This is a genomic window from Nonomuraea zeae, assembly GCF_005889725.1.
In the GTDB taxonomy this organism is placed as follows: domain Bacteria; phylum Actinomycetota; class Actinomycetes; order Streptosporangiales; family Streptosporangiaceae; genus Nonomuraea; species Nonomuraea zeae.
Window position 1 is genome coordinate 1 of sequence record NZ_VCKX01000187.1, and the last position, 24,913, is coordinate 24,913.

Sequence of the window (24,913 nt, forward strand, 5' to 3'; positions counted from 1 at the left end):
GCCGCTGCCCCGCCGCACGCCCGGCGCCAACGGCCACCACCACCGGGGCGGCCAGCCGATACCGGCGGCGACGGCGGGCTCGATCGACCCCTCTGCCGCGCTGGCCACGCTGTCGGCGCTGTCGGGCGGCCGCTCGGGCATGCTGCCCGGCGGCCTCGCCGGCACCCCGGCCACGCCGCCTCCGCCGCTCCCGAGCCCGTCCTCCGACCCGCGCCGCTGGCAGCGCATCGAGGTGACGCCCGAGCACCTGAGGGGCGGGCCCGTACCGGTCCCCGAGGGGTACGCGACCCAGCTCGGCATGCGCCCCGGCACGCTCCTGTCGGTCACGGGCCCCGGCGACAACGCCATCGTCCTGGTCTGGCAGGGCCACCAGCCGGTCTTCGACTCGCTCCAGCCGGTCCTCATGCGCCTGAACGCCCGCCCGGGCGACCAGGTCTACGTCACCGTGGACGGCTACCGCCTCGAAGCTCAGCTGACCGGCTGAGCAGCGCGAGCCGCCGGCGAGGACTCCGACCGGCGCATCGGCATCCGAGCCCAGGAGTGCGCGGCGTCCCACGCCTCCCGGGACGCCATCGTCTGGCGCGTCCTGATGCCGACGACCCCGTTACGCGTGTCGAACGCCCCTGATTCGTCATGAGCGGGGATCAGCAGGAGCAGGAGACCGGGAACGGTGAGGATCGAAGTGACGATCAATGGGCTCATGATTCGGATCGTATGAGCGATTCGGACCGCTCGCGCCCGGGCCTTGCAAGCGACCTTCCGAAGGCGCACACGATCACGACCGGCCTCGCGAACGCACAGACCGCGAGCCGTATTGCGGCCTACGCCTGACCACGAGCAGTCTCGCGGACGCACGCCGCGAGCCGTCTTGCGGACGCGCACAACCACGACCGGCTTCGCGGACGCGCACAACCACGACCGGCTTCGCGGACGCGCGCAAGTACGACCGGACTCACGGACGCTCACGACCAAGGGGCGCTCTTCTGGAAGCGCACGCACGCAGCGGCGCCCGATCACGTCGCGGTCAACGGGTGTTCTCCTCTCCCGGAGGTCCCGGCCACGGTCGGCGAGTGGCGGCCCGCTTGGCCTCACCGCAACAGAAGGGGCGGGAAAGCCCCGGTCCAACCGCGACCACCCCCGACAGCCGGACGTCCATGGGGCACGCCGCAGAGGTGAAGCCCTCTACGGGAAGAGGTTGAGGCGGTGGGCGGTGGCGGCGGCCTCGCCGCGCGTGGCGACGCCGAGCTTGGCCAGGATGTTGGAGACGTGCACGCTCACCGTCTTGACGGAGATGAACAGCGCCTCGGCGATCTCCCTGTTGCTCCGCCCGCTGGTGACCTCCCGCAGCACCTCCAGCTCCCGAGCCGTCAACCCCAGCGGCGGCCCGTCCGCACCCTCCGGCCCGCTGCCGCCGCTGAGCCTGGCCCGCCGCCCGAACCCGTCGAGCTGCTCCAGCAGCGGCGTCGCCCCGAGCCGGGCGGCGAGCTCCTTCGCCCGGGCCAGCCGGGCCGCCGCACCCTGCCGGTCACCGGCCGCGAGCGCCGCCTGCGCCGTGCACACCAGGAACTTCGCCTCCGCGTACGGCTGCCCCAGCCCCGCCCACGCCTGCACCGCTCGCTCCCACGCCTTGACCTGCCAGGCGGCAGCGTCCGCAGCACCACCTGAACCAGCCGTCGCAGCGCCGTCTGACGCAGCCGCCATGGAGTCGTCCGAGCCGGTCGTCGCGGCACCACCATCGGCAGCGCCCGGCTCGGGCCCGGTCACCGCGACGAACGTGAGCCGGTGCGCCTCCTGCAGCTCACCCTCGACCTCCAGCTCCCGCGCCAGCTCCCGCAGCCGCCCCAGCAGCGCCGCGCCGAGCTGCGCCAGCGCCGCACCGAAGGGTGCGGACGGCGCGGCGGAGCCGACACTCGGCGGCGCCACCGTCACCATGAGCCGGGCGAAGCTCACCAGCAGCGGCCACGAGTAACGCGGGCTCTCCAGCAGATCCCGCTCCTCCATGACCTTGGCGGCCGCCTCCACCGCGCGCTCCATCTCGCCCCGGGCCCACAGCAGCGCCACCTCCCTGCGCAGGAACGGCAGCACCGTCTGATCCCGGTAGGTCCCCCGCGCGAGCACGCTGCGCGACGACCCCAGCAACTTCTCCGCCCGGTCGAACTGCCCGCGGGCAAGCGCGATGTCCGTGGCGAGCCCCTGCAGGTCCGCCCGGTAGGGTGCGGGCGGCGCGAGGTCGAGCGCGTGCTGGACCACCTCCAGCGCCTCGTCCCAGCGCCCCAGCGACACCAGCGGCTCGGCCAGGTTGATCGACAGGAATGTGCCCGACGTGCGCGCCAGCCCGTAGTGCTCCGACTCCGTGACCCCCTCGCGGGCGACCCGCGCGGCCTGCTCGTGCCAGCCCGCGCCCTCCAGCGCGTCGGACTCGGAGATGGCGCAGCGCATCATCGCGTTGTACGCCCCGCTCCCGGCGGCGATCCGCCGCGCCTCGGTGAAGAAGCCGAGCTGGGACTCCATGTCGGCGTAGCTGCAGCGCGCCCAGGTGAGGCTGATCAGCGCGTGGGCCTCGACGTTGCCGTCGCCCACCTCGTGGCCGATCTCCATCGCGAGCTGGGCCGTGGCGAGCTTCTCCGGCCAGTCCGCCGGCTGGTGGAGCATGCGCGACAGGCTCTCCAGGACCTGGCCGCGCAGCTTGGTGGGCTTGTCGGCGGGGACCAGCTCGGCCGCCCTGCGCAGGTCGTCGATGTAGCCGGGGCGGCCCAGGTCGTAGCGGGTCAGGCCGCGCTGGCGCAGCATGCGGGCCGACCTGATCGGGTCGGCGTCGGGGTCGAGCTCGTCGAGGGCGGCGCTGGCCAGGGCGATGGAGCGCTCGTACTCGCCGGCGAGGTGGGCGACCGTGGCGGTCTGCCGCAGCAGGGTGTGGCGGTCGGCGCCGATGCGCTCGGCCGCGTCGGGCACCTGGTCCCACAGCTCCAGGACCCTGGACAGCATCCTGAGCTGCTCGTCGTAGGCGGTGGACGTGCGGGCCGCGGCGGCCGCGCGCCACGCGCTGACCATGGCCCAGGTGGAGTCGTGGGCGGAGTGCCAGTGGTGGGCCAGCTCGATCGCGCCGCGCGGGGCGGGCAGGATCGACAGGTCGCGCTCGAGCGCCTCGGCGTAGCGGGTGTGCAGGCGGACGTGCTCGCCGGGCAGCAGGTCGTCGTGGAGCGCCTCGCGGATGAGCGCGTGCCGGAAGCCGTAGCCCTCGCCGTCGACGACGAGCACGTTGCCCGCCACGGCGGGCCGCAGCGCCCGGGACAGCGCGTTGTCGTCGAGCCCGGCGACGGCGGTGAGCAGGTCGTGCTCGATCCGCTGGCCGCCGGCGCTGGCCACCCGCAGCAGCTCCTGCGTCTCGTCGGGCAGCCGCTCGACGCCGGCGAGCAGCAGGTCGCGCAGCGACTCGGGCAGCGGGTCGCCGCCGTCGGACTCGCTGAGCAGCGCTTCGACGAACAGCGGGTTGCCCTCGCTGCGCGCGTAGATGAGGTCCATGGTGGCGGGGGACGGCTCGCGCTCCAGGATGCTGGCCGCCTGGGCGACGGCCTCCCTGCGGGTCAGCCTGCGCAGCTCGACCCTGGTCACCCACTCGACCCGGCCCAGCTCGGCCAGCAGCGGCCGCAGCGGGTGGGTGCGGTGCAGCTCGTCGGCGCGGTAGGTGACGACGGTCAGCAGGCGGCCCGCGGCGCGCTGGTAGCGCACCAGGAAGGACAGCAGGTCGCGGGTGGAGCGGTCGGCCCAGTGGGCGTCCTCGATGACGAGCAGCACGAGGCGCTCCTCGGCCAGCCGCTCGAGCAGCCCGAGCACCTGCTCGAACAGCCGCGCCCTGGCCTCCGCCCCCTCCTTGTCCGGCTCGCCGAACTCCGGCAGCAGCCGCGCCAGCCCGCGGGTGTTGCCGCCGGGCACGAGCGCGGCCACCCCGTCACGCCCCAGCTCGCGCACGAGCCCGCGCAGCACGGCGGTGAACGGCGCGAACGGCAGGCCCTCGGTGCCCAGCTCCAGGCAGCCGCCGACGAGCACCATGGCGTCCTGGGCGCGCTCGGTGAACTCCTTGATCAGCCGTGTCTTGCCGACGCCCGCCTCGCCGCCGACGAACACGGTGGACGACGCCCCGGCGCGCGCCCGCACCAGTGCGTCACCGAGAGCGGACAGCTCGCGGGCACGCCCGACGAACAAGGGGCTCACGGCATGGATACTCACGGACCCAAGGATGCCATCCGGCGGCGACAGAAACGTCCGCCCGCCGTGCCCGGCCGGCGTCGCTCAGGCGGGCTGACCAGGGCGGGGCGACCCGGCCAGCCAGGCTGCGCCCTCGGCGTAAAGTCGCTCCACGGCCTCGCCGGTCAGCCCCGGCAGGCCGGGCTTGACGGCGAAGCCGAGCTTGGTCTGCAGGTAGCCCAGATGGCGGTAGCCGGCCGGGAAGCGTTCGAGCAGCCCGGGGTCGAGCCTGAGCGCGGCGGCCGGGTCGACGACGTCGATGCGGTCCTTCTCGTAGATGGGCTGGCGCCGCACGATCAGCCAGTCCTGGCCGTGGCGGGCCAGGAAGTCGTAGAACCGGCCGGTGCACACCACGTCGGCCAGGACGCCGTCCATCTCGGCCCGCTGGCTGATCGTCATCTTGGTCTGCGCGACGGCGCGGTCTCCTGCGATGTCGCTGGTGTGGCCGCCCAGGAAGTGCAGGATGCTGACGCCGTCCTCGAAGCCCTTCTTGCTGGCGGCGATGAAGTCGGCGGCCGGGCCCTGGAACCACGTCGCGCTCATCCAGCCGTCCGGGTGCCAGACCGTGGCGAACCGCTCCCAGTCGCCGGAGTCACGCCACAACGCCCAGTTCTCGACGAGCTGCCTGATCTCGATCCGGTCCGCGCCGGTGGTCGTCATCTTCGTGCCTTTCAGCGGACGGCCGGCGCGACGCCCGGCCGAGGGGGGTGGCGGGTCGCAAGGTCCATGCGGGAGGTGGCTGTCGCGGGACCCGTGCGGGAGGTGGCTGTCGCGGGACCCGTGCGGGAGGTGGCTGTCGCAGGGCCCGTGCGGGAGGTGGCTAGCGCAGGACCTTGCGGAAGAACGTGGCCGAGGCCTCGTATTCGAGCGCGTGGTAGAACTCCGGCGCCCGGCGCGTCGCCATGGCCACGTAGCGGGCCTCGCGCGAACGGGCCCACCGCTCGAACTCCTCCAGCAGCGCCCGCCCGATCCCCTGCCTGCGCGAGCCCGACCCGACCATGGCCTCCTCCACCCAGGCGACCGGGCCGTTCGCGAAGAGCGTCAGGTGGACGAACCCCAGCAGGTAGCCGTGGATGTGCCCGCCTATGACAGCCGTGAGCAGCATGGCGTCCTCGTTCGCCAGCAGCTCGGGCAGTGCGGCGTCGAAGGCCTCGCGCTCCGGCCTGAACGTCAGGCCGAACTCGCGCGCCAGCGCGAACACCTCGTCCGCGTCCGCCTTCTCCGCCTTCCTGATCAGAAGATCGTCAGCCGTCATGTTTGATGACACTAGATCGTGCGCCGTTCCTCACGCAAACCCCTCCTCCGCTCATCTGATCGTCAGAGGTCGCCGAGGCCGAGCTGCCGGGCGATGAGCATGCGCTGCACCTCGCTCGTCCCCTCCCCGATCTCCAGGATCTTGGCGTCGCGGTAGAAGCGTCCGACGGGGAACTCGTTCATGAACCCGTACCCGCCGAACACCTGCGTCGCGTCGCGAGAGTTGTCCATCGCCGCGTTGGAGGCGACCAGCTTGGCGATCGCCGCCTCCTTCTTGAACGGCAGGCCCGCCAGCAGCTTCTCGGCCGCGTGGTAGTAGGCCAGCCGGGCCGTGTGCGCCCGCGCCTCCATGTCGGCGACCTTGAACTGGATGGCCTGGTAGTGGCCGATCGGGTGGCCGAACGCCTTCCTCTCCCTCACGTACTTCAGGCACTCGTCCACACACCCCTGCGCCAGCCCGACGCTGACGGCCGCGATCGCGATGCGGCCCTCGTCGAGCGTCTGCAGGAACTGGGCGTAGCCGCGGCCACGCTCGCCCAGCAGGTTCCCGGCCGGGACGCGGCAGTCGGAGAAGGACAGCTCGCGGGTGTCCGAGGCGTTCCAGCCGACCTTGGAGTACTTCTTCGACACCGTGAACCCCGGCGTGCCGCTCGGCACGAGGATCGTGGAGATCTCCCTGTCGCCCGTGAGCGCGGCGACGCCGACGACGCCGGTGATGCTGGTGCCGGAGTTCGTGATGAACGCCTTCGTCCCGTTGATGACCCACTCCGCGCCGTCGAGGACGGCCGTGGTGCGCATCCCGCCCGGCACGTCGGTCCCGCCGCCGGGCTCGGTCAGGCCGAACGCGCCCAGCTCCGCCCCCGAGGTCAGCCTGGGCAGCCAGTGCTCCCGCTGCTCGTCGGTGCCGAACCTGAAGATCGGCATCGCGCCCAGCGACACGGCGGCCTCCAGCGTGATCGACACGCTGGAGTCGACGCGGGCCAGCTCCTCCAGGGCCAGGCACAGGGCGAAGTAGTCGCCGCCCATCCCGCCGTACTCCTCCGGGAACGGCAGCCCGAACAGGCCCATGGCGCCCATCTGGCGGACGATGTCGTACGGGAACTCCTCGCGCTCGTAGAAGTCGCCGATCACCGGCGCCACCACGTCGCGGGCGAACGCCTCGACCGTCTTTCGCAGCTCTTCGTACTCGTCTTTGAGCATGTCAGCCTTTCGACAGCGCCTGTACGACGCGGGATGGGCTGGGCCGGCCGAGCAGCTCCGCCAGCCAGGTGCTGGTGGACACGAGCTTGCCCAGGTCGAGTCCCGTCTCGATGCCGAGGCCGCGCAGCATCCAGACCAGGTCTTCCGTGGCCAGGTTGCCGGTCGCGGACTCGGCGTAGGGGCAGCCGCCGATGCCGCCCGTTGACGCGTCCACCGTGGTCACGCCCGCCTTCAGCGCGGCCAGGGTGTTGCCGAGCGCCTGGCCGTAGGTGTCGTGGAAGTGCACGGCGAGCCGCTCGGGCGTACGGAAGGCCCTGATCAGGGCCGTCACGTGGCCCGGCGTGCCGACGCCGATCGTGTCGCCGAGCGAGAGCTGGTAGCAGCCGAGCCCGAGCAGCCGCTCCCCGACCGCCACCACCTGCGGGATCGGCGTCGGCCCCTCCCAGGGGTCGCCGAAGCACATCGACACGTACGCCCGCACGTTGACGCCGTTGTCCAGCGCCTTGGCCACCACCGGCTCGAACATGTCGAACTGGCTCTCCAGGCTCCGGTTCAGGTTCTTCGCCGCGAACGTCTCCGTGGCGCTGGCGAAGATCGCGATCTCCTCGACGTCCAGTTCGAGCGCCCGGTCCAGGCCGCGCAGATTCGGCACGAGGACCGGGTAGCGCACGCCGGGCCTCCTGTGCAGCCTGGTGAGCAGCTCGCCGGCGTCGGCGAGCTGCGGCACCCACTTCGGGTGCACGAAGCTGGTCGCCTCGATCACCTTGTGCCCCGCGTCGGCCAGCCGGTCGATGAACGCGGCCTTCACCTCGACGGGGATGACCGAGGACTCGTTCTGCAACCCGTCGCGCGGCCCGACCTCGTAGATCGTGACCTGCTGGGGAAGACCTTCCATGGAGTACGGCATCACGCCTCCTCGCTGGTGACGGCGGTGTCGGGGGCGACGACGGCCAGTACGGCGTCCATGCCGACCGGCTGGCCCGGTTTCACGGGCAGCTCGGACAGCACGCCGTCGTGGGGAGCGGTGACGGTGTGCTCCATCTTCATCGCCTCCACGATGACCAGCGGCTGCCCCTGGCTCACCCGCTCGCCCGGCTGCGCCTTGACGAGCAGGACCGTGCCGGGCATGGGGCTCCTGACCACGCCGTCGCCGGCCCCCGCCGCTCCCGGCCGGTCGCCGGGGTCGCCGATGAGGTGGCGGGTCACTGCCCAGGAGTCGCCGTCCCTGCCGAGCCACAGCGTGTCGCCCTGACGGGCGTGGAGATAGTGGCCGGTGCGCCCGCCGATCGTGACGGCGAGGCCGGAGCCGTTCGCCCGGATGGCCGCGGGGACGTCGCGCCCGTCGATCCGTACCTCGGCCGACTTCTCGGGCAGGCCGCGGACCTGGACCGCGTGGACGCCGTCCCTGGACTCCAGCCGCCAGGTCGTCCACGCGGCCTCGCCCAGCCGCCATCCGTCGGCGACGTCCCACGGGTCGTCGCCGCCGCGGGAGCCGGGAGGCGCGGCGTGGAAGACGAGGGCCGCGGCGGCGAGCACCTCCTCCGGCACGCCCACGCCGGGGACGAGCTCGGGCAGCGCCCGCTCGACCAGGCCGGTGTCCAGCTCGCCCGCCACGACGGCCGGATGCGCGGCCAGCGCGCGCAGGAACGGGATGTTGGTGACCACGCCCAGCACGGCGGTATGGGCCAGAGCGCGGTCGAGCGCGCGCAGGGCGGTGTCGCGGTCGGGCGCCCAGGCGACGACCTTGGACAGCATCGGGTCGAACTCGCTGCCGACCACGCCGCCCTCGGCCAGCCCGGAGTCCACCCGCACGACGGCACGGGCGCCCGGGCCGGCCGGACCGCCGGCGCCGGGGTGCGTGGTCGCGGGTTCGCGCAGGACGAGGACGGGTCCGCCGCTGGGCAGGAAGCCGCGTGCCGGGTCCTCGGCGTAGACGCGGGCCTCCACGGCGTGGCCGCCGAGCCGCACGTCGTCCTGCCCGAACCCCAGCCGCTCCCCCGCCGCCACCCGCAGCTGCAGCTCCACCAGGTCGAGGCCGGTGACGAGCTCGGTCACCGGGTGCTCGACCTGAAGGCGGGTGTTCATCTCCATGAAGTGGTAGGCCCCGGTGCCGCCGTCCACGATGAACTCGACGGTGCCCGCCCCCGTGTACCCCACCGCGCGGGCGGCCTCCACCGCCGCGGCACCCATGCGGGCGCGCGTCTCGGGGGTGACGAAGGGCGACGGCGCCTCCTCGATGATCTTCTGGTGCCTGCGCTGGAGGCTGCACTCGCGCTCGCCCAGGTGCACGACGTTCCCGTGGGTGTCGGCCAGGACCTGGATCTCGATGTGGCGCGGGTTCTCGACGTAGCGCTCGATCAGCAGCGTCGCGTCCCCGAACGCGGCCCGTGCCGTACGCCTGGCCGACTCGATCGCGTCGGGCAGCTCGGCGGCCGACCGTACCAGCACCATGCCCTTGCCGCCGCCGCCGGCGGACGGCTTGATCAGGGCGGGGAAGTCGGCCCATTCGGCGATCGCGTCGCCGGGCTCGGCCCCGCCCGGGACCACGGGCACGCCCGCGGCCGACACCGTGGCCTTGGCCCGGATCTTGTCGCCCATCGCCTCGATGGCCGCAGGCGGCGGGCCGACGAAGACCAGCCCGGCCTCCGCGCACCGCCGCGCGAACTCGGCGTTCTCCGCCAGGAACCCGTAACCGGGATGTACCGCCTCAGCCCCCGAGTCGCGAGCCGCCGCCACAATCGCCTCAATGTCCAGATATTTCGGCACCTGGAGGGCAATGTCGGCTTCGACCACGTGACGGGCGGTGGCGTCGGACGGCGTGTGCACGGCCACCGACGTGATGCCGAGCCCGCGCAGCGTGCGGATGATCCGTACGGCGATCTCGCCCCTGTTGGCGATCAGAACGCGGCCGAACCCCCGCGGACTGCCCGCCTCCCGCGGCTGTTCCAGCAGCTCAGCGCTTCGCGCGTTGGTCATTGCTTCGCTCACATCCGGAAGACGCCGTAACCGGCGGGCTCGAGCGGGGCGTTGGCCGCCGCGGACAGCGCCAGGCCCAGGACCGTGCGGGTGTCGATCGGATCGATCACCCCGTCGTCCCAGAGCCTGGCAGTGGAGTAGTACGGGTTCCCCTGGTGCTCGTACTGGGCCCTGATCGCGTCGGCGTCGGCGTTGCCGACCGTGGTGAGGACGTTCGCGGCCTGCTCGCCGCCCATGACCGAGATGCGGGCGTTCGGCCACATCCACAGGAACCTGGGCGAGTACGCCCGCCCCGCCATCGCGTAGTTGCCGGCGCCGAACGACCCGCCGATCACCACCGTGAACTTGGGCACCCGGGCGCACGAGACGGCCGTCACCATCTTGGCCCCGTGCTTGGCGATGCCGCCCGCCTCGTAGTCCCTGCCGACCATGAACCCGCTGATGTTCTGCAGGAACACCAGCGGGATCCGCCGCTGGTCGCACAGCTCGATGAAGTGCGCCCCCTTGAGCGCGGACTCGCTGAACAGGATGCCGTTGTTCGCCACGATCCCCACCGGATGCCCGTGGAGGTGGGCGAACCCGGTCACGAGGGTCGAGCCGTACTCGGCCTTGAACTCCAGGAACCGTGACCCGTCCACGATCCTCGCGATCACCTCGCGCACGTCGTACGGCTGGCGGGTGTCGGCGGGCACGATCCCGTACAGGTCCCGGGGGTCGTGCAGGGGCGGCTCCGGCCTGACGGTCTCCCAGGGCCGCTCGGCGCGCGGGGCCAGCGTGGAGACGATGTCGCGGACGATGGCCAGCGCGTGCGCGTCGTCGTCGGCCAGGTGGTCGGTGACGCCGCTGACGCGCGCGTGCAGCTCGCCGCCGCCCAGCTCCTCGGCCGTGACCTCCTCGCCGGTGGCCGCCTTCACCAGGGGCGGCCCGCCCAGGAAGATCGTGCCCTGGCCGCGTACGATGACCGCCTCGTCGCTCATCGCGGGCACGTACGCGCCGCCCGCGGTGCAGGAGCCGAGCACGGCGGCGATCTGGGGGATGCCCCGCGCCGACATCGTGGCCTGGTTGTAGAAGATTCGGCCGAAATGCTCGCGGTCGGGGAACACCTCGTCCTGCCTGGGCAGGAAGGCGCCGCCCGAGTCGACGAGATAGACGCACGGCAGGCGGTTGTGCAGGGCCACCTCCTGCGCGCGCAGGTGCTTCTTGACCGTGATCGGGTAGTACGTGCCGCCCTTGACGGTGGCGTCGTTCGCGACGATCACGCACTCGCGGCCGGAGATCCGGCCGATCCCCGTGATGATCCCGGCGGCCGGCGCCTGGTCGTCGTAGAGGCCGTTCGCGGCCAGCGGCGACAGCTCCAGGAAGCGGGAGCCGGGGTCGAGCAGGCCGTCCACGCGGTCGCGCGGCAGGAGCTTGCCGCGCTCGACGTGCCGCTGCCGCGACCGCTCCGGACCGCCGAGCGCGGCGGCGGCCAGGCGTTCGAGCAGCTCGGCGGCGAGCCGCTCGTTGAGCTCGGCGTTGCTCTTGTACGCCGCGGCGCCGGGCTCCGCGGCCGACTTCAACACCGGCCAATCGCTCATGAGTCCCCTCCCATGGCTCGGATGTTAGTCATCATTAACGTAACCGTCTAGCATGTGAGACGTGACCACCGTCTCTGCACCTACCCGCGATCGCGGCAACCGGCGCACGGAAATCCTGGAGGCGTCCGCCCGGCTGTTCGCCGCGCGCGGTTTCCACGGCGTCTCGATCGAGGACATCGGCGGCGCGGTCGGCGTTTCCGGCCCGGCCCTCTACCGCCACTTCAGCGGCAAGGACGCGCTGCTCGCCGAGATGCTCCTGGACATCAGCTCGCGGCTGCGCGAGTCGGCCGTCGCGGTCGCCACGTCCGCCACGGGCCCGCAGGAGACGCTGGACGCGCTGCTCAACGTGCAGATCACGTTCGCGATCGAGCAGCCGGCGCTGATCACGGTGCACGACAGGGAGCTGGGCAACGTGCCCGAGCCGCAGCGGCGGCAGATCAGGCGGCTGCAGCGCCTCTACGTCGAGGAATGGGTGACCGTGCTGGCCGAGCTGCACCCCTCGTGCCCGGCCGCCCGCCTGCGCGCGGCGACCCACGCCGTCTTCGGGCTGCTCAACTCGACGCCGCACAGCGCCGGTGAGCTCGCCGACCGGGACATGCGGCCGCTGCTGCACGCGATGGCGCGGGCCGCGATCGACGCCGCTGTTAACGCTCGCTAACACGGGGCTGTCCGCTCGCCGATATGCCTTGTCGGCTCAACTATCTAGATATATCGTCACGATATCTCGATAGTTGAGGAGCTTGTCATGCGAGAGCCCGACTGCTGGGACGCTCCGCCGCCCCCTCCCCCTCTCCCTCCAGGACCCCGCGTCTTCCCCGCGCCTCCCGGCCCGTTCCCCGGGCCGCCCGGCGCCCCGCCGATGCCGGCGTTCGGCATGGTCGCCCACTGGGAGACGCCCGCGCCGAGGGTCCGCCGCGGCGACGTCAGAGCCGCCCTGCTGGCCCTGCTCCACGAAGGGCCGCAGAACGGCTACCAGATGATCCAGGGCATCGAGGAGCGCAGCCGCGGCGTGTGGCGGCCCAGCCCCGGCTCGGTCTATCCGGCGCTCCAGCAGCTCGAGGACGAGGGCCTGGTGGCCGGGGACGAATCCGGCGGGAGCCGTACGTACCAGCTGACCGAGCAGGGGCGCCGGCAGGCGGCCAGACATGCGGACGACGCGCCGTGGGAGGAGGTCGCGCGCACGGTCCCGGCCGACCACCACGAGCTGCGCCTGCTCTGGGCCCAGCTCAACGAGGCCTTCTCCCACCTCGTGCACACCGGCGGCGACCGCCAGGTGGCCGAGGCGAAGAAGCTGATCGTGCAGACGCGCAAGTCCATATTCCGGATACTGGCGGAGGACTGAATGAGCGAGGACGCGGCCGTCGCCGTGCAGGGGTTAGCGAAGTCGTACGGGAAGATCGAGGCCGTCAAGGGCGTGGAGTTCGAGGTCCGCCCCGGCGAGGTGTTCGGCTTCCTCGGCCCCAACGGCGCCGGCAAGACCACCACGATCAGCATGCTGTGCACCCTGGTCAACCCGACCGGCGGCAGCGCGACGGTGGCCGGGCACGACGTCGTCAGGGAGCGAGACGAGGTGCGCAGGAACATCGGCCTGGTCTTCCAGGACCCCACCCTGGACGGCTACCTCAGCGCCGAGCAGAACCTGCGCTTCCACGCCGAGCTCTACGGCGTGCCCAAGAGCGTGGTCGGCGACCGGATCCGTCAGGTGATGGAGATGGTCGCGCTTTGGGACCGCAAGGACGCCAAGGTGATGACCTTCTCCGGCGGCATGAAGCGCCGCCTGGAGATCGCCCGCGGCCTGCTGCACTCGCCGCGCGTGCTGTTCCTCGACGAGCCGACCGTCGGTCTCGACCCGCAGACCCGCTCGGCCATCTGGGGCTACATCAACCAGCTGCGGCTCATGGAGGACATCACCATCTTCATGACCACCCACTACATGGACGAGGCCGAGTACTGCGACCGGATCGCCATCATCGACCACGGCGAGATCGTGGTCATCGACTCGCCGGAGGCGCTCAAGGCCAGCGTCGGCAAGGACCGGGTGCAGATCCAGACCACCGACGACGCCGCCGCGATCAAGGCGCTGGGCGAGCGGTTCGGGCTGGAGGCGGCCGTGCACGAGGGCGCGGTGACGTTCGCGGTGGCCTCGGGCGAGGAGTTCGTGCCCCGGCTCTTCGCCGAGCTGGGCATGCCGATCAAGTCGGTCAGCGTCTCCCGCCCGTCACTCGACGACGTGTTCATGTCCTACACCGGCTCCACGATCCGCGACGCCGAGGCCGGCGCCGACAACATGGCGTGGATGAGAGCGATGGCGAGGCGATAGTCATGGCGACAGAGGCCATCAGCGTCCGGGTGCCGGCCCGCAGCGCCGGTCACGACTTCCGGGCCGTCAAGGTCGTGCTCCACCGGGAGATGCTGCGCTTCGTCAACGACCGCACCCGCATGCTGTCCATGCTCATGCAGCCCGTGCTGTGGCTGTTCGTCATGGGCACGGGGCTGGGCTCGCTGGTGCAGGGGTCGATCCCGGGGGTGGACTACCGGACCTTCATGTATCCCGGCATGATCTCCATGACCGTGATCATGACGGGCATGTTCTCGGCCGGGTCCATCGTGTGGGACCGCGAGTTCGGCTTCCTCAGGGAGATGCTCGTCGCGCCGGTCTCGCGGGGGGCGATCGTGGTCGGCAAGTGCCTGGGCGGGGCCATCGTGGCCACCGGGCAGGGCGTCGTCATCCTCGCCATGGCGGGGCTCGTGGGGGTGCCGTACTCGCCGACGCTGTTCGTCACGCTGCTGGCGGAGATGTTCCTGGCGGCGTTCACGATCACGGCGTTCGGGGTGATGCTGGCGGCGCGGATGAAGAACATGCAGACCTTCTTCGGTCTCATGCAGATGGCGATCATGCCGATGATGTTCCTGTCGGGGGCGATGTTCCCGCTGGCCAACCTGCCGTCGTGGCTGCACGTGCTCACCGTGGTCAACCCGATGACGTACGCGGTGGACCCGATGCGGGAGGCGGTCTTCTCGCACCTGGACGTGCCCGCCCAGGTCAACGCGGTGCTGAACCCGGGGGTGAGGTGGTTCGACTTCCAGGTGCCGGTGCCGCTGGAGCTGGGCATCGTGGCGGCGCTCGGGGCCGTGCTGCTGGGGGTGGGGATCGCGGAGTTCAGGCGGGCGGAATAGGACAGGCTTTCGCATCTGACTGCGAGCGATCTGTTACGGAGGGTATCTTTCCCGATGTGCCGCGCGGCTCCCTTCCACCCTCCCTCCCAACGAGGAGCACATCCGAATGCTGGACCTCCAGGAGAAGCTACATGACCTCGAAAGCCGGGTCGTGGCTCTCGAAACGGCTACAGTGAGCGGCATGCCCGGCCATAGCATCGCCGTCCGCTTCACGTCACTCCATGACCGCGTCGACATCGTCGGGCGGAACGTCCTCGCCAAGATCGACAAGGTTCACAAGGAGACACAGGGACGTCTCACCAAGGTCGACGACCGCCTCGAAGGAGTTGATCAACGCCTCGAAGGGGTTGACGAGCGCCTCACAGGCGTCGACCAACGCCTCGAAGGGGTCGACGAACGCCTCACAGGCGTCGACCAACGCCTCGAAGGGGTCGACGAACGCCTCACAGGCGTCGACCAACATCTCGCAGGGGTCGACCAGCGCCTCGTTGATCTCAACGAGCAGATCCTGAATGTCCGAGAGGAAATGAGCGACAACTTCGCGCGGATGGAGCTACAGGTCGACAAGGCCTACCAGCGGCTTGGCGCGCACGAGGCTCGGTTCGATCGGATCGAGGCATTCATGGGCCAGCACGCCCGGCAGGTGGACGAGCGGTTCGAATCCGTGGACAAGGAGATCGCGGATCTCAAGTCCATCCTCCTCCGGATAGAGGACAAGCTGCCCGCCTGAGGCCGTACAAGGAAAGGCCCGGGGTGGTCCCCCGGGCCTGTTCCCGTCTCAGATGATCAGCGCTTCACGCGGACGTAGTCACGCCGGCTGGTGTCGCCGTACGTGTCCTCGTCCCCGCTGAACACGAACTTCCAGTAGCCCGAGTTCCAGGCCTTGACCCTGGTGTAAAGACGCCCGCTGTCGCTGGCCGTGGTCGTCTTCACGTACTGCCACTTCTTCGAGCGCAGCGGCTTGAAGTACAGCGCCACCCGGCCCGAGTAGCCCTCCCACGAGCCCTCGTCGTCGACCTGCAGCCGGCCCTTGAACTTCAGGTACCTGCCGCGCTTGACCGGCTCGGGGTAGGCGTTGAACTTGATCAGCCGGGTGTCCGCCTTGTCCACCTCGGGCGGCGGGGCGGGCTGGTCGACCTTGACCCAGTCGGCGTCGCTCACGGCGCCGTTGACGCCGCGCGCGCCCGCGAACTCGGCGCGCCACCAGCCGGAGGTCACCGCGGTGGCGGCGGCCTCGAAGCGCCCGTGCCGGCCGGTCACGTCACTGGTGACGTACTCCCACCTGCGCGAGCCGTCGGCCCGGAAGAAGATGCCCACGCGCTGCCCGGCCACGCCGTCGCGGCCCTCGACCCGCAGGGCGCCGGTGAAGGTGAGCGTGTCGCCCTTGTCCACGGGCTCGGGGCGGGCGTCGAAGCCGACGATCCTGCTGCCGAGGTTCCCGCGCCTGACGTCGACCCGGTCGGCGTCACTGACGGAGGCCGTCGCGGTGGATGTGCGGGCGAACTCGGCCCGCCACCAGCCGGTGGCGTTCGCGTGGACGGCGGCGCTGAACCAGCCGCCACGGCCGGTCGTCAGCTTGGTGACGGCGCGGTAGTCGTCCGAGCCGCGCTCGCGGAAGGTGATCGCGACGCTCTGTCCGTCGTACCCCTTGCCGTCGGCGAGGAGCCGGCCGGAGACCTTGATCACATCACCCTTGTCGACCAGATCGGGGCTGGCGTCGAAGTCGGAGATCTTGGTGACGAGTGCCTTGGCGACCTCGAACGTGCCGGACGTGGACTTCTCCCCGTCACCGTGGGCGGTGGCGCGGAAGCTCCACTTACCGGCGGTCTTGCCGTCGAAGGACTTGGTGCCCGTCCACTTCGTCCATTGGCCGGCCGGCGCGGACGTGAGGGCGACCGGGCTCTCGACGCTCGGGCCGGGCGGCTTGAGCTGCAGCTCGGCCTTGCCCGCGTCCTTGGTGGTGAAGCTGAACGTGACGGTGACCGCGCTGTCGAAGACGACGACGGGCGAGGCCGGGCTGATGCTCACATCGGAGATGCTGGGAGCGGGGGCCGCGTTCGCTGCGGCAGGAGGCAGGGCGAGAACCCCTGCACCCAGTGCTACAGCGAGGGCGGCGACACGAAAGCGTTGTAACATGCGGGTTCCTTTCTGGACACCCCAGTGGTTCAACGCGGCATTGAGGGTGCCACGTGTGTCATATAAGTAGACGTACGCGCGCCCCATAAGGTTGGGAATTCTGACAAACCGTTATAGCCAGCTGTCAAACGGACCGGTCCACAACATGTCACCGGTGTCCAGCAGACGGCGGCCCCGATCAAAGACATAATCGATGCTGTGGCGCGCGACACTGTAGAGACTCATTTCACCCAGGCGGTTGCGACGCTGAAGGCGGGCCCCGCGCGAGATCCGGGGCTGCCGATCCACGAGGGCACCTCCCTGACCGGCGAGCAGTGCATGCGGCTGTTCCAGCGCCAGCTCGACAGCCGGCTGCTCGACATCGCCGCCCGCTGGCTGCGCGAGCGGGACGAGGGCTACTACACGATCGGCTCCGCCGGCCACGAGGGCAACGCGGCCGTCGCCGCCGCCCTGCGGCCCAGCGACCCCGCGCTCCTCCACTACCGTTCAGGCGCCTTCTACCTGACCCGGTCGGAGCAGGCGGGACGGGTGCCCGAGCAGGGCATCCGCGACGTGCTGATGGGCCTGACCGCGGCCGCGGAAGAGCCGATCGCCGGCGGCCGGCACAAGGTGTTCGGCCATCCCGACCTGGCCGTCATCCCGCAGACCTCGACGATCGCGAGCCACCTGCCGAGGGCCGTGGGCGTGGCGTTCGCCATCGAGCGGGCGCGGTCCCTCGGCGCCAGGTCGAACTGGGAGGAGGAGGACGCGATCGCGGTGTGCAGCTTCGGCGACGCCTCGATCAACCACGCCAGTGCCCTGTCCGGCTTCAACACCGCCTCCTACGCGACCTTCCAGGGGCAGGCGCTGCCGCTGCTGTTCGTGTGCGAGGACAACGGCATCGGCATCAGCGTCCGCACGCCCAAGGGCTGGGTGGAGGCGGCCGCGCGGCGTCCCGGCATCGAATACTTCGCCGCCGACGGCTGCGACCTGGCCGACGCGTACGACGCCGCGGTCCGCGCCGTCCAGCACGTACGCGAGCACCGCTCCCCCGCCTTCCTGCACCTGTCCACGGTGCGGCTGATGGGCCACGCCGGGTCCGACGTCGAGTCGGCCTACCGCACGCAGCGCGAGATCAGGGCCGGCGTCGAACGCGACCCCCTCGTACGCACCGCGGCCCTGCTCGTGGAGGCCGGGCTGGACACCCCGGAAGAGCTGCTCAAGAGATACGAGACCGCGCGCGAGCACATTCTGCGGATCGCGCTGGAGACGACCCGCAGCCCGCGGCTCGGCTCGGCCACGGAGGTCATGGAGCCGATCGCGCCGCGCAGCCCGGAGCTGATCGCCAGGATCAGCCCGATGGCGGCCCCGGCCTCGGTCAGGGAGAAGGCGTTCGCCGGCGCGCTGCCGGAGGACGAGCGGCCGCAGACGCTCTCCCAGGCGATCAACCGCACGCTGGCCGACGCGCTGGCGGGCTATCCGGAGATGGCGGTGTTCGGCGAGGACGTCGCCAAGAAGGGCGGCGTCTACGGCGTGACCAGGGGGCTGCAGAAGCGGTTCGGGCCCGGGCGGGTGTTCGACACGCTGCTCGACGAGCAGGCCATCCTCGGGCTGGCGCTCGGCGCGGGCGTGTCGGGGCAGCTCCCGGTGCCGGAGATCCAATACCTGGCCTACCTGCACAACGCGCTCGACCAGATCAGAGGCGAGGCGGCCACGCTGTCGTTCTTCTCGCGCGGCTCCTACGTCAACCCGATGGTGGTGCGGGTCGCCGGGTACGCCTACCAGAAGGGGTTCGGCGGCCACTTCCACAACGACAACGCGGTGGCCGCGCTGCGCGACATCCCCGGGCTGGTCATCGCCTCCCCGTCGCGTCCCGACGACGCCTCGGCCATGCTGCGCACCTGCCTGGCGGCGGCCAGCACCTCCGGATCGGTGTGCGTGTTCCTGGAGCCGATCGCGCTCTATCACACGCGTGACCTGTTCGACGAGGGCGACGGCGGCTGGCTGGCCCCGTACGCTCCGCCCTCGCGGTGGGCGGAGACGCACGTGCCCATCGGGCGGGCGCGCTCCTACGGCGACGGGCGCGATCTGACGATCGTGACGTTCGGCAACGGGCTGCGGATGAGCCTGCGGGCCGCGGTGCGGCTGACCCAGGAGGGGTACGGCTGCCGCGTGCTCGACCTGCGCTGGCTGGCGCCGCTGCCGCTGGACGACCTGTTGCGGGCGGCCGAGCTGACCGGCAACGTGCTGATCGCCGACGAGACCCGGCACTCCGGGGGCGTCTCGGAAGGCATCGTCACGGAGCTGGTCGACGCCGGGTTCACCGGATCGATCGCCCGGGTGACCTCGGCCGACAGCTTCATCCCGCTCGGCGGCGCGGCCGATCACGTGCTGCTGTCGGAGTCGGAGATCGAGCAGGCGGCGCGCAAACTACTGGGCTGAGCGGGCCACCGCGCCTCTGATGCAGGTCGGCTTGGACCAGGCGACCGTCGTGCTCTCCGAGATGCGCAGCGGGACGCCGACCAGGAAGCAGTAACCGGCGTCCGGGTCGAGGCCGGCCACGCGGGTCGAGGTGGTGCCCTGGGTCAGGGCGGTGATGGCCTGCTCGCCCTTCTTGACCGGGGAGCGCTGGAGGACCACCGGATAGCGGCGGGCGTCGGCCGGGAGCGTCCAGCGCAGCTCGACCAGGGCGCCCTGGTCGGCGGTCACCTTCAGCGCGCGCGGGGCGAGTGCCGTCACCGACCGCTTGTCGATGGGCTGGGTGTTCTCCGTGCCCGGCGTGGCCTTCTCGGAGGCGGTGACGGGCTGGGCGGGTGGCGACTGCTGGAGCGACAGGAACACGGCCAGCACGGTGCCGCCGATCGCGACGACCCCGACCGCCGCGCCGATCAGCACGCCCCTCTTCCGCCCCGGCGCTCCCCCGGGATGCGTCGCGCCGGCCGGCGGCCCGGCCATCGTGGAGCTGCGCGAGGTGCGGAAGACCTACGCCGGGCCCGTGCACGCGCTACGAGGGGTGGATCTCACCGTCGTCCGCGGCGACCTGCTGGCCATCGTCGGGCCGTCCGGATCGGGCAAGTCGACCATGCTGCACATGATCGGCACGCTCGACCGCCCGACCACCGGCGTCGTGCGCGTCGCCGGGCACGACGTCGCCACGCTGTCGGACCGCGAGCTGTCGGCGCTGCGCTCGCGTCACCTGGGGTTCGTCTTCCAGCAGTTCCACCTGGCCCCGGGTGTCAGCGCGCTGGACAACGTGGCCGACGGCCTGCTCTACACCGGCACCAACCGCCGCATACGCCGCGAGCGCGCCGCCGCCGCCCTGGAACGGGTGGGGCTCGGGCACCGGCTGGGGCACCGGCCGGCCGAGCTGTCCGGCGGCGAGCAGCAGCGGGTCGCGGTCGCCCGCGCCGTCGTGGGCGACCCGCCGCTGCTGCTGGCCGACGAGCCGACGGGCAATCTGGACTCCACCGCGGGCGCCGACGTCCTGCGTGTGCTGGCCGATCTGCACGAGTCCGGCACCACGGTCGCCGTCATCACCCACGACGCGGAGATCGCCGGCTGGTGCCCCCGCCAGGTGCGCCTGCGCGACGGCCTGATCGTCGACGGCCACGAGCACGACAACCTGGGCCCGGTCGCGCTGCTGAAGGGAGCCGGGCGATGACGGCCTCCCGACGGCGTGCCCGCACGGGACGGGACGAGACCGCCGCGGGTCCCGCGAACACCCGAACGGACCCTGCGGACGCCGGGGGGACCGGCGCGCCGCTGGCGCCCGGCCGGCTCGGCCCCGGCGACGTGCTGCGGGTGGGCGCCGCCGGGCTGCGTGCCCGCCCGGCGAGAGTGATCCTCTCCGCGCTCGGCATCGCCATCGGCATCGCCACGATGATCGCCGTGATCGGGATCTCGGCTTCCTCGCGCGAGCAGCTCCTGCGCCAGCTCGACCGGCTCGGCACGAACCTGCTGACCGTCGCGCCCGGCCAGACCATGTTCGGGGAGGACGCCAAGCTGCCCACCGGCGCGCTGGCCATGGTCGAGCGCATCCGCCCGGTCCGCACGGCCGCCGCCACCGGCGGCGTCGAGGCGACCGTACGGCGCAACAACCACATCCCTGAGTCCGTCACCGGCGGCATCTCCGTCCAGGCCGCCAGCACCGGCCTGCTGACCACCCTCGAAGGCGCGGCGGCCAAGGGCGCCTGGCTGAACGCGGCCACCGCCGAGCAGCCGGCCGTCGTGCTCGGCTCGGTGGCGGCCGAGCGGCTCGGCCTGACCAGGACCGGGGTGCAGGTGTGGATGGGGGGCCGGTGGTTCACGGTCGTCGGGATCCTCGGGCCGATGCCGCTCGCGCCGGAGATCGAGCGCTCGGCCCTGGTCGGGTTCCCGGCGGCGCGGGAGCTGCTCGGGTTCGACGGCTATCCGACGACCATCTACGAGCGCTCGTCCGACGCGGCGGTGGAGTCGGTGCGTGAGGTGCTGCCGCGCACGGTCAACCCGGAGAACCCGGAGGAGGTGACGGTCAGCAGGCCGTCGGACGCGCTGGCCGCCAAGGCGGCCGCGGCGGGCGCGTTCACCGGCCTGCTGCTCGGGCTGGGCGCGGTGGCGCTGCTCGTGGGCGGCGTCGGGGTAGCCAACACGATGGTCATCTCGGTGCTGGAACGCCGCAAGGAGATCGGCCTGCGCCGCTCGCTGGGGGCCACGCGCGGGCAGGTGCGCCTGCAGTTCCTGTCGGAGTCGCTGCTGCTGTCGGCGCTCGGCGGAGTGGCCGGGTCCGTGCTCGGCGCGCTGGCCACGACCGCGTACGCCCTGTGGCGCGACTGGCCGCCGGTGGTGCCGCCGTGGGCGCTGGGCGGCGCGATCGCCGCCACGCTGCTCATCGGCACGGCCGCCGGGATCTACCCGGCCATGCGGGCCGCCCGCCTGTCCCCCACCGTGGCCCTGGCCACCACCTGAAGCGGGCCGCGCGTCACGACGCCGCGACCGCACCGGTCGCGGCGTCGTAGTCGATCCCGAGTACGGGCGCCAGCTCGCGCAGGCACTCCTCGAACACCGGCCCCAGGTCCGAGTAGGCGAAGTCGAGCTGGTTGAGCACCTCCATGCACAGCAGCCCGTAGAGCCTGATCCAGCACGTCAGGAAGACGTGCACGGCCTCCACCGGCACCCCGGCCGCGTGCTCGGCGGCGAAGTCGCGCAGCTGCTCCCTGATGGCCGGGTCGAGCCGCTCCGGGGCGGGCAGCGGGAACGGCCTGGTCCGCCACAGCTCTGCCATCTCCTCGAAGAAGACCTCGCCGAAGGCGTGCCCGGCCATGTCGCGCGGTGAGCCGGGCCGCGGGCCGCCGCTGATCGGGCTGGCGAACATCCACCCGAACTCCGCCCGGTGCGCGATCGCCCAGCCCCGCATCGCCCGGCACGTCGCCAGCAGCCTGCGCCCGTGGTCGCCCGGCGGGCAGGCGTCGCGCGCCGCCTCCATCTCCGCCGTCAGCTCGCGGAAGAAGTCGACGGTCACCGCCGTGACCAGCTCCTCGTGGCCGGCGAAGTAGTGGTAGAGCGCCGGGCCGCTCATCCCCATCTCCCTGGCCACGGCGTTGATCGTCACGGCGGCCGAGCCCTGCTCGATCAGCAGCCGGCGCGCGACGGCGCGGATCTCCGCCAGCGTCGCCTGCCGAACCCTCGCCCGCCTGCCGGGGCCCTGCGCGGCCATCGTCCACCTCTTCCCCTGGACATCCCTGAACATCCGTTGACATCCTAGGGCATCTATGTTTCCTTAATGGCTCTAAGTAAATCTACTAGCCGTAAGGAGTTCTGCATGGCCCGCAATCCGCTGGCGAGCGCGCTCGCCAAGTACGTCATGGAGGCGAAGGTCACCGACGCCGGGCTCGTCACACCCACGATGCGGCGGATCCGGCTGGTGGCCGGGGTCCCGATCGCCTTCCCCTACCGGGCGGGGCAGCACATCAGGGTCCAGCTCAACGACCCCCTGTCGGTGCGCGGGATGCTGCGGCCGGCCGACACGCTGCGCACGTACACGATCTGGGACTTCGACCGCGAGGCGCGGTCACTGGAGCTGCGGGCGCACCTGTACGGCCCCCGGGACGGCACTCAGGACGGCCGCGCGGGCGGCATCGGGCTGCGGTGGGCCAGGGAGGCGGCTCCCGGGGACACGGTGACGTTCTGGTGGCCGCAGGGCGACTTCTTCACCCGCGACGATGCGCCGTTCCACCTGTTCGCCGGGGACGAGACGGCGAGCGCGGCCTTCGGGCCGATGCTGCGCGACCTGGGACCGGGCGCCGAGGTGCACGGGGTGCTGGAGAGCGAGTCGGCCGAGCACGACCTGCCCATGCCGGGGCCGTACGAGCTGCGCCGGGCGCACCGGCGCGGAGCGCCCGCCGCCTCCTCGAAGACGCTGCTCGACGCGGTGGCCGCCCTCGACCTGCCCGGCAACACGGGGGCCGCCTACCTGGCGGGCGAGGCGCGGACCTGCCAGATGATCCGCGACCATCTTGTACGGGAGCGCAACTGGCCGCGCGCCTCGATCAAGGTCAAGCCGTTCTGGGCGCCCGGCAAGCGCGGCCTGCACTGACCTCCCCAAATAACCGGTCGACTCTCCCCCGTCGCCTCGTGCCGCCTGATGACGCCGTGCCCGGCCGCGGGGCATGCCAGAGCTGCCGCGGGCGCGCGGCCTGCCGGTCGTCGAGCGAGTGGGCGATGCATCCCGGGCTCGGGAACGCTGAACTGCGGGCGGCCGATCCGGACGGGGTGGCGGGTGCGCTGGAGCGACTACGAGTCCCTCATCTCACCGGAGGCTCGTGAGCTCCTCCGGCGGGAGGACATCGTCGTGATCGGCTACGAGACCCTGCGGGGTGTGGACGAACGCGTGAGGCCCGCCCTCGCGGCCCGAGGGTCGGAAGAGTGCCAGAAGAGTGCGGGAAGAGTGCGGGAAGAGTGACGGTCAGAAGGTCGCGGCCAGAGCCAGGGCGGCCGCGGCCTCGTGGCGGAGAACCATGATCAGAAGTGTGGCGACCAGCGTGGCGATGAGCAGCCAGCTGATCAGGATGATGACCGTCGAACGGCGTGGGCGGCGCCTCGGACCATCGGCGTCCTGCCCCTTGGACCTCGCCTCGCTACGACGCACCCGCTCGTTGAACGACTCCAGTCGTGCGACGAGTCGCGGATCGTCGTCGACGAGGTGCTGCTCGATCTGGGCCAGCATCCGCTCCTCGTCCTGCGACCAGGCCATAGGCGCACCTCCCGCACGCAAGCTCTGTGGCGTCTTTCTGCCCAACCCTGAAGATCATTAGCCCCGGGATGACCAGCTAATTGCAACCTCTTTTCGGTTTGCGATCAAGCTCGAATATTTGTTCTAATCATGGGATGCGCTGGGACAACCTGCGTCTGGCCGAGGCCGGCCAGGCCGATCCGGCCGCGCCGTTGTTCGCCCGCGGCGCGGTCACCCGCACGTTCGACACCCCGGAGTTCGCGGGGATGACCTTCTATGAGATCCAGGCCAGGTCCATCATCAACCGGGTTCCCGGGGCCAGCCGGGTGCCGTTCGAGTACACGATCAACCCGTATCGCGGGTGCGGTCACCGCTGCGTTTACTGTTTTGCCCGAAAAACGCATGAATATCTAGATTTGGATGCCGGTGCGGACTTCGACGCCAAGATCGTGGTCAAGGTCAACGCCGCCGAGCTGGCCCGCAAGGAGCTGGCCGCGCCGCGCTGGGGTGGTCACCACGTGGCGATGGGCACCAACGTCGACTGCTACCAGCGCGCCGAGGGCCGTTACCGGCTGATGCGCGGCATCCTGGCCGCGCTGCGCGACGCGGCCAACCCGTTCTCGATCCTCACCAAGGGCACCCTGATCCTGCGCGACCTCGACCTGCTGACGGAGGCCGCCGACGTGACCGAGGTGAGCGCCGGCGTGTCGGCCGGGTTCCTCGACCAGGAGGTGTGGCGGTCGGTCGAGCCGGGCACGCCCAACCCGCGCCGGCGCCTGGAGGTCTGCGCGACGCTCAACGACAACGGCATCGCCTGCGGCGTGCTGATGGCGCCGATCCTGCCCTACCTCACCGACTCCCCGGCGCAGCTGGAGGCCACGGTCAAGGAGATCGCCCTGTCGGGCGCCACCCACGTGACCCCGATCGTGCTGCACCTGCGGCCCGGGGCGCGCGAGTGGTGGCTGGGCTGGCTGTCGCGCGAGCACCCCCGGCTGATGCCGCGTTACCTGGAGCTCTACGGCCGGGGCGCCTACGCGCCGAAGTCCTACCAGCAGCGCATCAGCGCCCAGGTCAGGGAGCTGGCCGAGCGCCACGGCGTCGGGCGGGCCACCCCGGCGACCGCCCGCCGCCTGCCACCCCGCCGCAACCCGGCGGCCGGGCC

The 24,913-nt window shown here is 71.6% G+C and carries 22 protein-coding genes and 1 pseudogene; 11 read left to right on the forward strand and 12 right to left on the reverse strand.

Annotated elements, in window-relative coordinates; genetic code table 11:
* A pseudogene (locus ETD85_RS63650) lies at positions 1-484 on the forward strand (hypothetical protein); the annotation flags it as partial.
* On the opposite strand, the gene ETD85_RS41310 reads toward ETD85_RS63650, so the two are convergent.
* The 8 genes from ETD85_RS41310 to ETD85_RS41345 all read right to left on the reverse strand — a co-directional run bounded on the left by ETD85_RS41310 (position 469) and on the right by ETD85_RS41345 (position 11,252).
* Positions 469-702 carry an SdpI family protein gene (locus tag ETD85_RS41310; RefSeq protein ID WP_138695284.1) on the reverse strand — a complete coding sequence of 78 codons (234 nt, stop codon included), beginning with the start codon at positions 700-702 and terminating at the stop codon, positions 469-471. The pseudogene ETD85_RS63650 and the gene ETD85_RS41310 overlap by 16 nt on opposite strands.
* A 480-nt stretch (positions 703-1,182) precedes the next feature.
* A complete protein-coding gene (locus ETD85_RS67030; protein WP_138695285.1) occupies positions 1,183-4,227 on the reverse strand; it encodes a helix-turn-helix transcriptional regulator in 3,045 nt (1,014 codons plus the stop codon).
* Between the two features lie 63 nt (positions 4,228-4,290).
* The gene (locus ETD85_RS41320) at positions 4,291-4,905 is read right to left on the reverse strand and encodes a nuclear transport factor 2 family protein (protein WP_138695286.1); all 615 of its coding nucleotides are present in this window, start codon (positions 4,903-4,905) and stop codon (positions 4,291-4,293) included.
* A 160-nt stretch (positions 4,906-5,065) separates the two neighbouring features.
* A complete protein-coding gene (locus ETD85_RS41325; RefSeq protein ID WP_138695287.1) occupies positions 5,066-5,500 on the reverse strand; it encodes a GNAT family N-acetyltransferase in 435 nt (144 codons plus the stop codon).
* A 62-nt stretch (positions 5,501-5,562) separates the two neighbouring features.
* A complete protein-coding gene (locus ETD85_RS41330; RefSeq protein ID WP_138695288.1) occupies positions 5,563-6,699 on the reverse strand; it encodes an acyl-CoA dehydrogenase family protein in 1,137 nt (378 codons plus the stop codon).
* 1 nt (position 6,700) lies between these two features.
* A complete protein-coding gene (locus ETD85_RS41335; protein WP_138695289.1) occupies positions 6,701-7,606 on the reverse strand; it encodes a hydroxymethylglutaryl-CoA lyase in 906 nt (301 codons plus the stop codon).
* Complete coding sequence (locus ETD85_RS41340; RefSeq protein WP_138695290.1) at positions 7,606-9,675, reverse strand: acetyl/propionyl/methylcrotonyl-CoA carboxylase subunit alpha; 2,070 nt, start codon at positions 9,673-9,675, stop codon at positions 7,606-7,608. The genes ETD85_RS41335 and ETD85_RS41340 overlap by 1 nt, the downstream gene beginning before the upstream one ends.
* Positions 9,676-9,683: 8 nt before the next feature.
* On the reverse strand, positions 9,684-11,252 hold the full coding sequence (locus tag ETD85_RS41345) for a carboxyl transferase domain-containing protein (protein ID WP_138695291.1): 1,569 nt from the start codon (positions 11,250-11,252) through the stop codon (positions 9,684-9,686).
* 61 nt (positions 11,253-11,313) lie between these two features.
* Between ETD85_RS41345 and ETD85_RS41350 the strand changes: the two genes are divergently transcribed.
* From ETD85_RS41350 to ETD85_RS41370, 5 genes are all read left to right on the forward strand, one after another.
* Positions 11,314-11,910: an SACE_7040 family transcriptional regulator gene (locus tag ETD85_RS41350; protein ID WP_138695292.1), complete on the forward strand. Its 597-nt coding sequence runs from the start codon at positions 11,314-11,316 to the stop codon at positions 11,908-11,910.
* 87 nt (positions 11,911-11,997) lie between these two features.
* Complete coding sequence (locus ETD85_RS41355) at positions 11,998-12,594, forward strand: PadR family transcriptional regulator (RefSeq protein WP_138695293.1); 597 nt, start codon at positions 11,998-12,000, stop codon at positions 12,592-12,594.
* Complete coding sequence (locus ETD85_RS41360) at positions 12,595-13,572, forward strand: ATP-binding cassette domain-containing protein (protein WP_138695294.1); 978 nt, start codon at positions 12,595-12,597, stop codon at positions 13,570-13,572. It abuts the gene before it with no gap.
* 2 nt (positions 13,573-13,574) lie between these two features.
* Entirely contained in the window at positions 13,575-14,429 is an 855-nt protein-coding gene (locus tag ETD85_RS41365; RefSeq protein ID WP_138695295.1) for an ABC transporter permease, read from the forward strand.
* Positions 14,430-14,535: 106 nt separating this feature from the next.
* A complete protein-coding gene (locus ETD85_RS41370; RefSeq protein ID WP_138695296.1) occupies positions 14,536-15,159 on the forward strand; it encodes a hypothetical protein in 624 nt (207 codons plus the stop codon).
* Positions 15,160-15,215: 56 nt separating this feature from the next.
* Here the strand turns inward: ETD85_RS41370 and ETD85_RS41375 are convergent, their stop codons facing one another.
* On the reverse strand, positions 15,216-16,457 hold the full coding sequence (locus ETD85_RS41375; protein ID WP_138695297.1) for a hypothetical protein: 1,242 nt from the start codon (positions 16,455-16,457) through the stop codon (positions 15,216-15,218).
* Between the two features lie 306 nt (positions 16,458-16,763).
* Between ETD85_RS41375 and ETD85_RS41380 the strand changes: the two genes are divergently transcribed.
* Positions 16,764-18,986, forward strand: a complete 2,223-nt coding sequence (locus ETD85_RS41380; protein WP_138695298.1) for a thiamine pyrophosphate-dependent enzyme — start codon at positions 16,764-16,766, stop codon at positions 18,984-18,986.
* Here the strand turns inward: ETD85_RS41380 and ETD85_RS41385 are convergent.
* Positions 18,975-19,439, reverse strand: coding sequence for a hypothetical protein (locus tag ETD85_RS41385; RefSeq protein ID WP_240779761.1), 465 nt, complete (start codon positions 19,437-19,439; stop codon positions 18,975-18,977). The two genes, ETD85_RS41380 and ETD85_RS41385, sit on opposite strands and share 12 nt — an antisense overlap.
* Positions 19,440-19,497: 58 nt before the next feature.
* Here ETD85_RS41385 and ETD85_RS41390 point away from each other — a divergent pair, with 58 nt between their 5' ends.
* Positions 19,498-20,205, forward strand: coding sequence for an ABC transporter ATP-binding protein (locus ETD85_RS41390; protein ID WP_240779763.1), 708 nt, complete (start codon positions 19,498-19,500; stop codon positions 20,203-20,205).
* Positions 20,202-21,488, forward strand: coding sequence for an ABC transporter permease (locus tag ETD85_RS41395; RefSeq protein ID WP_138695301.1), 1,287 nt, complete (start codon positions 20,202-20,204; stop codon positions 21,486-21,488). The genes ETD85_RS41390 and ETD85_RS41395 overlap by 4 nt, the downstream gene beginning before the upstream one ends.
* Positions 21,489-21,501: 13 nt before the next feature.
* On the opposite strand, the gene ETD85_RS41400 is transcribed toward ETD85_RS41395, so the two are convergent.
* The gene (locus ETD85_RS41400) at positions 21,502-22,269 is read right to left on the reverse strand and encodes a TetR/AcrR family transcriptional regulator (protein WP_240779762.1); all 768 of its coding nucleotides are present in this window, start codon (positions 22,267-22,269) and stop codon (positions 21,502-21,504) included.
* 72 nt (positions 22,270-22,341) lie between these two features.
* Between ETD85_RS41400 and ETD85_RS41405 the strand changes: the two genes are divergently transcribed.
* Positions 22,342-23,115 (forward strand): siderophore-interacting protein, encoded by a 774-nt coding sequence (locus tag ETD85_RS41405; protein WP_206059179.1) that lies wholly within the window; start codon positions 22,342-22,344, stop codon positions 23,113-23,115.
* A gap of 369 nt (positions 23,116-23,484) precedes the next feature.
* On the opposite strand, the gene ETD85_RS41410 is transcribed toward ETD85_RS41405, so the two are convergent.
* Complete coding sequence (locus ETD85_RS41410) at positions 23,485-23,772, reverse strand: DUF3040 domain-containing protein (protein WP_138695302.1); 288 nt, start codon at positions 23,770-23,772, stop codon at positions 23,485-23,487.
* 134 nt (positions 23,773-23,906) lie between these two features.
* Between ETD85_RS41410 and ETD85_RS41415 the strand changes: the two genes are divergently transcribed.
* On the forward strand, positions 23,907-24,913 hold a 1,007-nt coding region (locus tag ETD85_RS41415), incomplete at its 3' end, for an Rv2578c family radical SAM protein (RefSeq protein WP_138695303.1).

What these genes read in the sequence shown, in the direction of transcription:
- ETD85_RS41405 (WP_206059179.1), top strand. Translation starts at nt 22,342, where the DNA reads ATGGCCCGCAATCCGCTGGCGAGCGCGCTCGCCAAGTACGTCATGGAG.
- ETD85_RS41370 (WP_138695296.1), top strand. Translation starts at nt 14,536, where the DNA reads ATGCTGGACCTCCAGGAGAAGCTACATGACCTCGAAAGCCGGGTCGTG.
- ETD85_RS41335 (WP_138695289.1), bottom strand. Translation starts at nt 7,606, where the DNA reads ATGCCGTACTCCATGGAAGGTCTTCCCCAGCAGGTCACGATCTACGAG.
- ETD85_RS41325 (WP_138695287.1), bottom strand. Translation starts at nt 5,500, where the DNA reads ATGACGGCTGACGATCTTCTGATCAGGAAGGCGGAGAAGGCGGACGCG.
- ETD85_RS41310 (WP_138695284.1), bottom strand. Translation starts at nt 702, where the DNA reads ATGAGCCCATTGATCGTCACTTCGATCCTCACCGTTCCCGGTCTCCTG.
- ETD85_RS41340 (WP_138695290.1), bottom strand. Translation starts at nt 9,675, where the DNA reads ATGACCAACGCGCGAAGCGCTGAGCTGCTGGAACAGCCGCGGGAGGCG.
- ETD85_RS41395 (WP_138695301.1), top strand. Translation starts at nt 20,202, where the DNA reads ATGACGGCCTCCCGACGGCGTGCCCGCACGGGACGGGACGAGACCGCC.
- ETD85_RS41360 (WP_138695294.1), top strand. Translation starts at nt 12,595, where the DNA reads ATGAGCGAGGACGCGGCCGTCGCCGTGCAGGGGTTAGCGAAGTCGTAC.
- ETD85_RS41365 (WP_138695295.1), top strand. Translation starts at nt 13,575, where the DNA reads ATGGCGACAGAGGCCATCAGCGTCCGGGTGCCGGCCCGCAGCGCCGGT.
- ETD85_RS41400 (WP_240779762.1), bottom strand. Translation starts at nt 22,269, where the DNA reads ATGTTCAGGGATGTCCAGGGGAAGAGGTGGACGATGGCCGCGCAGGGC.
- ETD85_RS41345 (WP_138695291.1), bottom strand. Translation starts at nt 11,252, where the DNA reads ATGAGCGATTGGCCGGTGTTGAAGTCGGCCGCGGAGCCCGGCGCCGCG.
- ETD85_RS41330 (WP_138695288.1), bottom strand. Translation starts at nt 6,699, where the DNA reads ATGCTCAAAGACGAGTACGAAGAGCTGCGAAAGACGGTCGAGGCGTTC.
- ETD85_RS41320 (WP_138695286.1), bottom strand. Translation starts at nt 4,905, where the DNA reads ATGACGACCACCGGCGCGGACCGGATCGAGATCAGGCAGCTCGTCGAG.
- ETD85_RS41410 (WP_138695302.1), bottom strand. Translation starts at nt 23,772, where the DNA reads ATGGCCTGGTCGCAGGACGAGGAGCGGATGCTGGCCCAGATCGAGCAG.
- ETD85_RS41355 (WP_138695293.1), top strand. Translation starts at nt 11,998, where the DNA reads ATGCGAGAGCCCGACTGCTGGGACGCTCCGCCGCCCCCTCCCCCTCTC.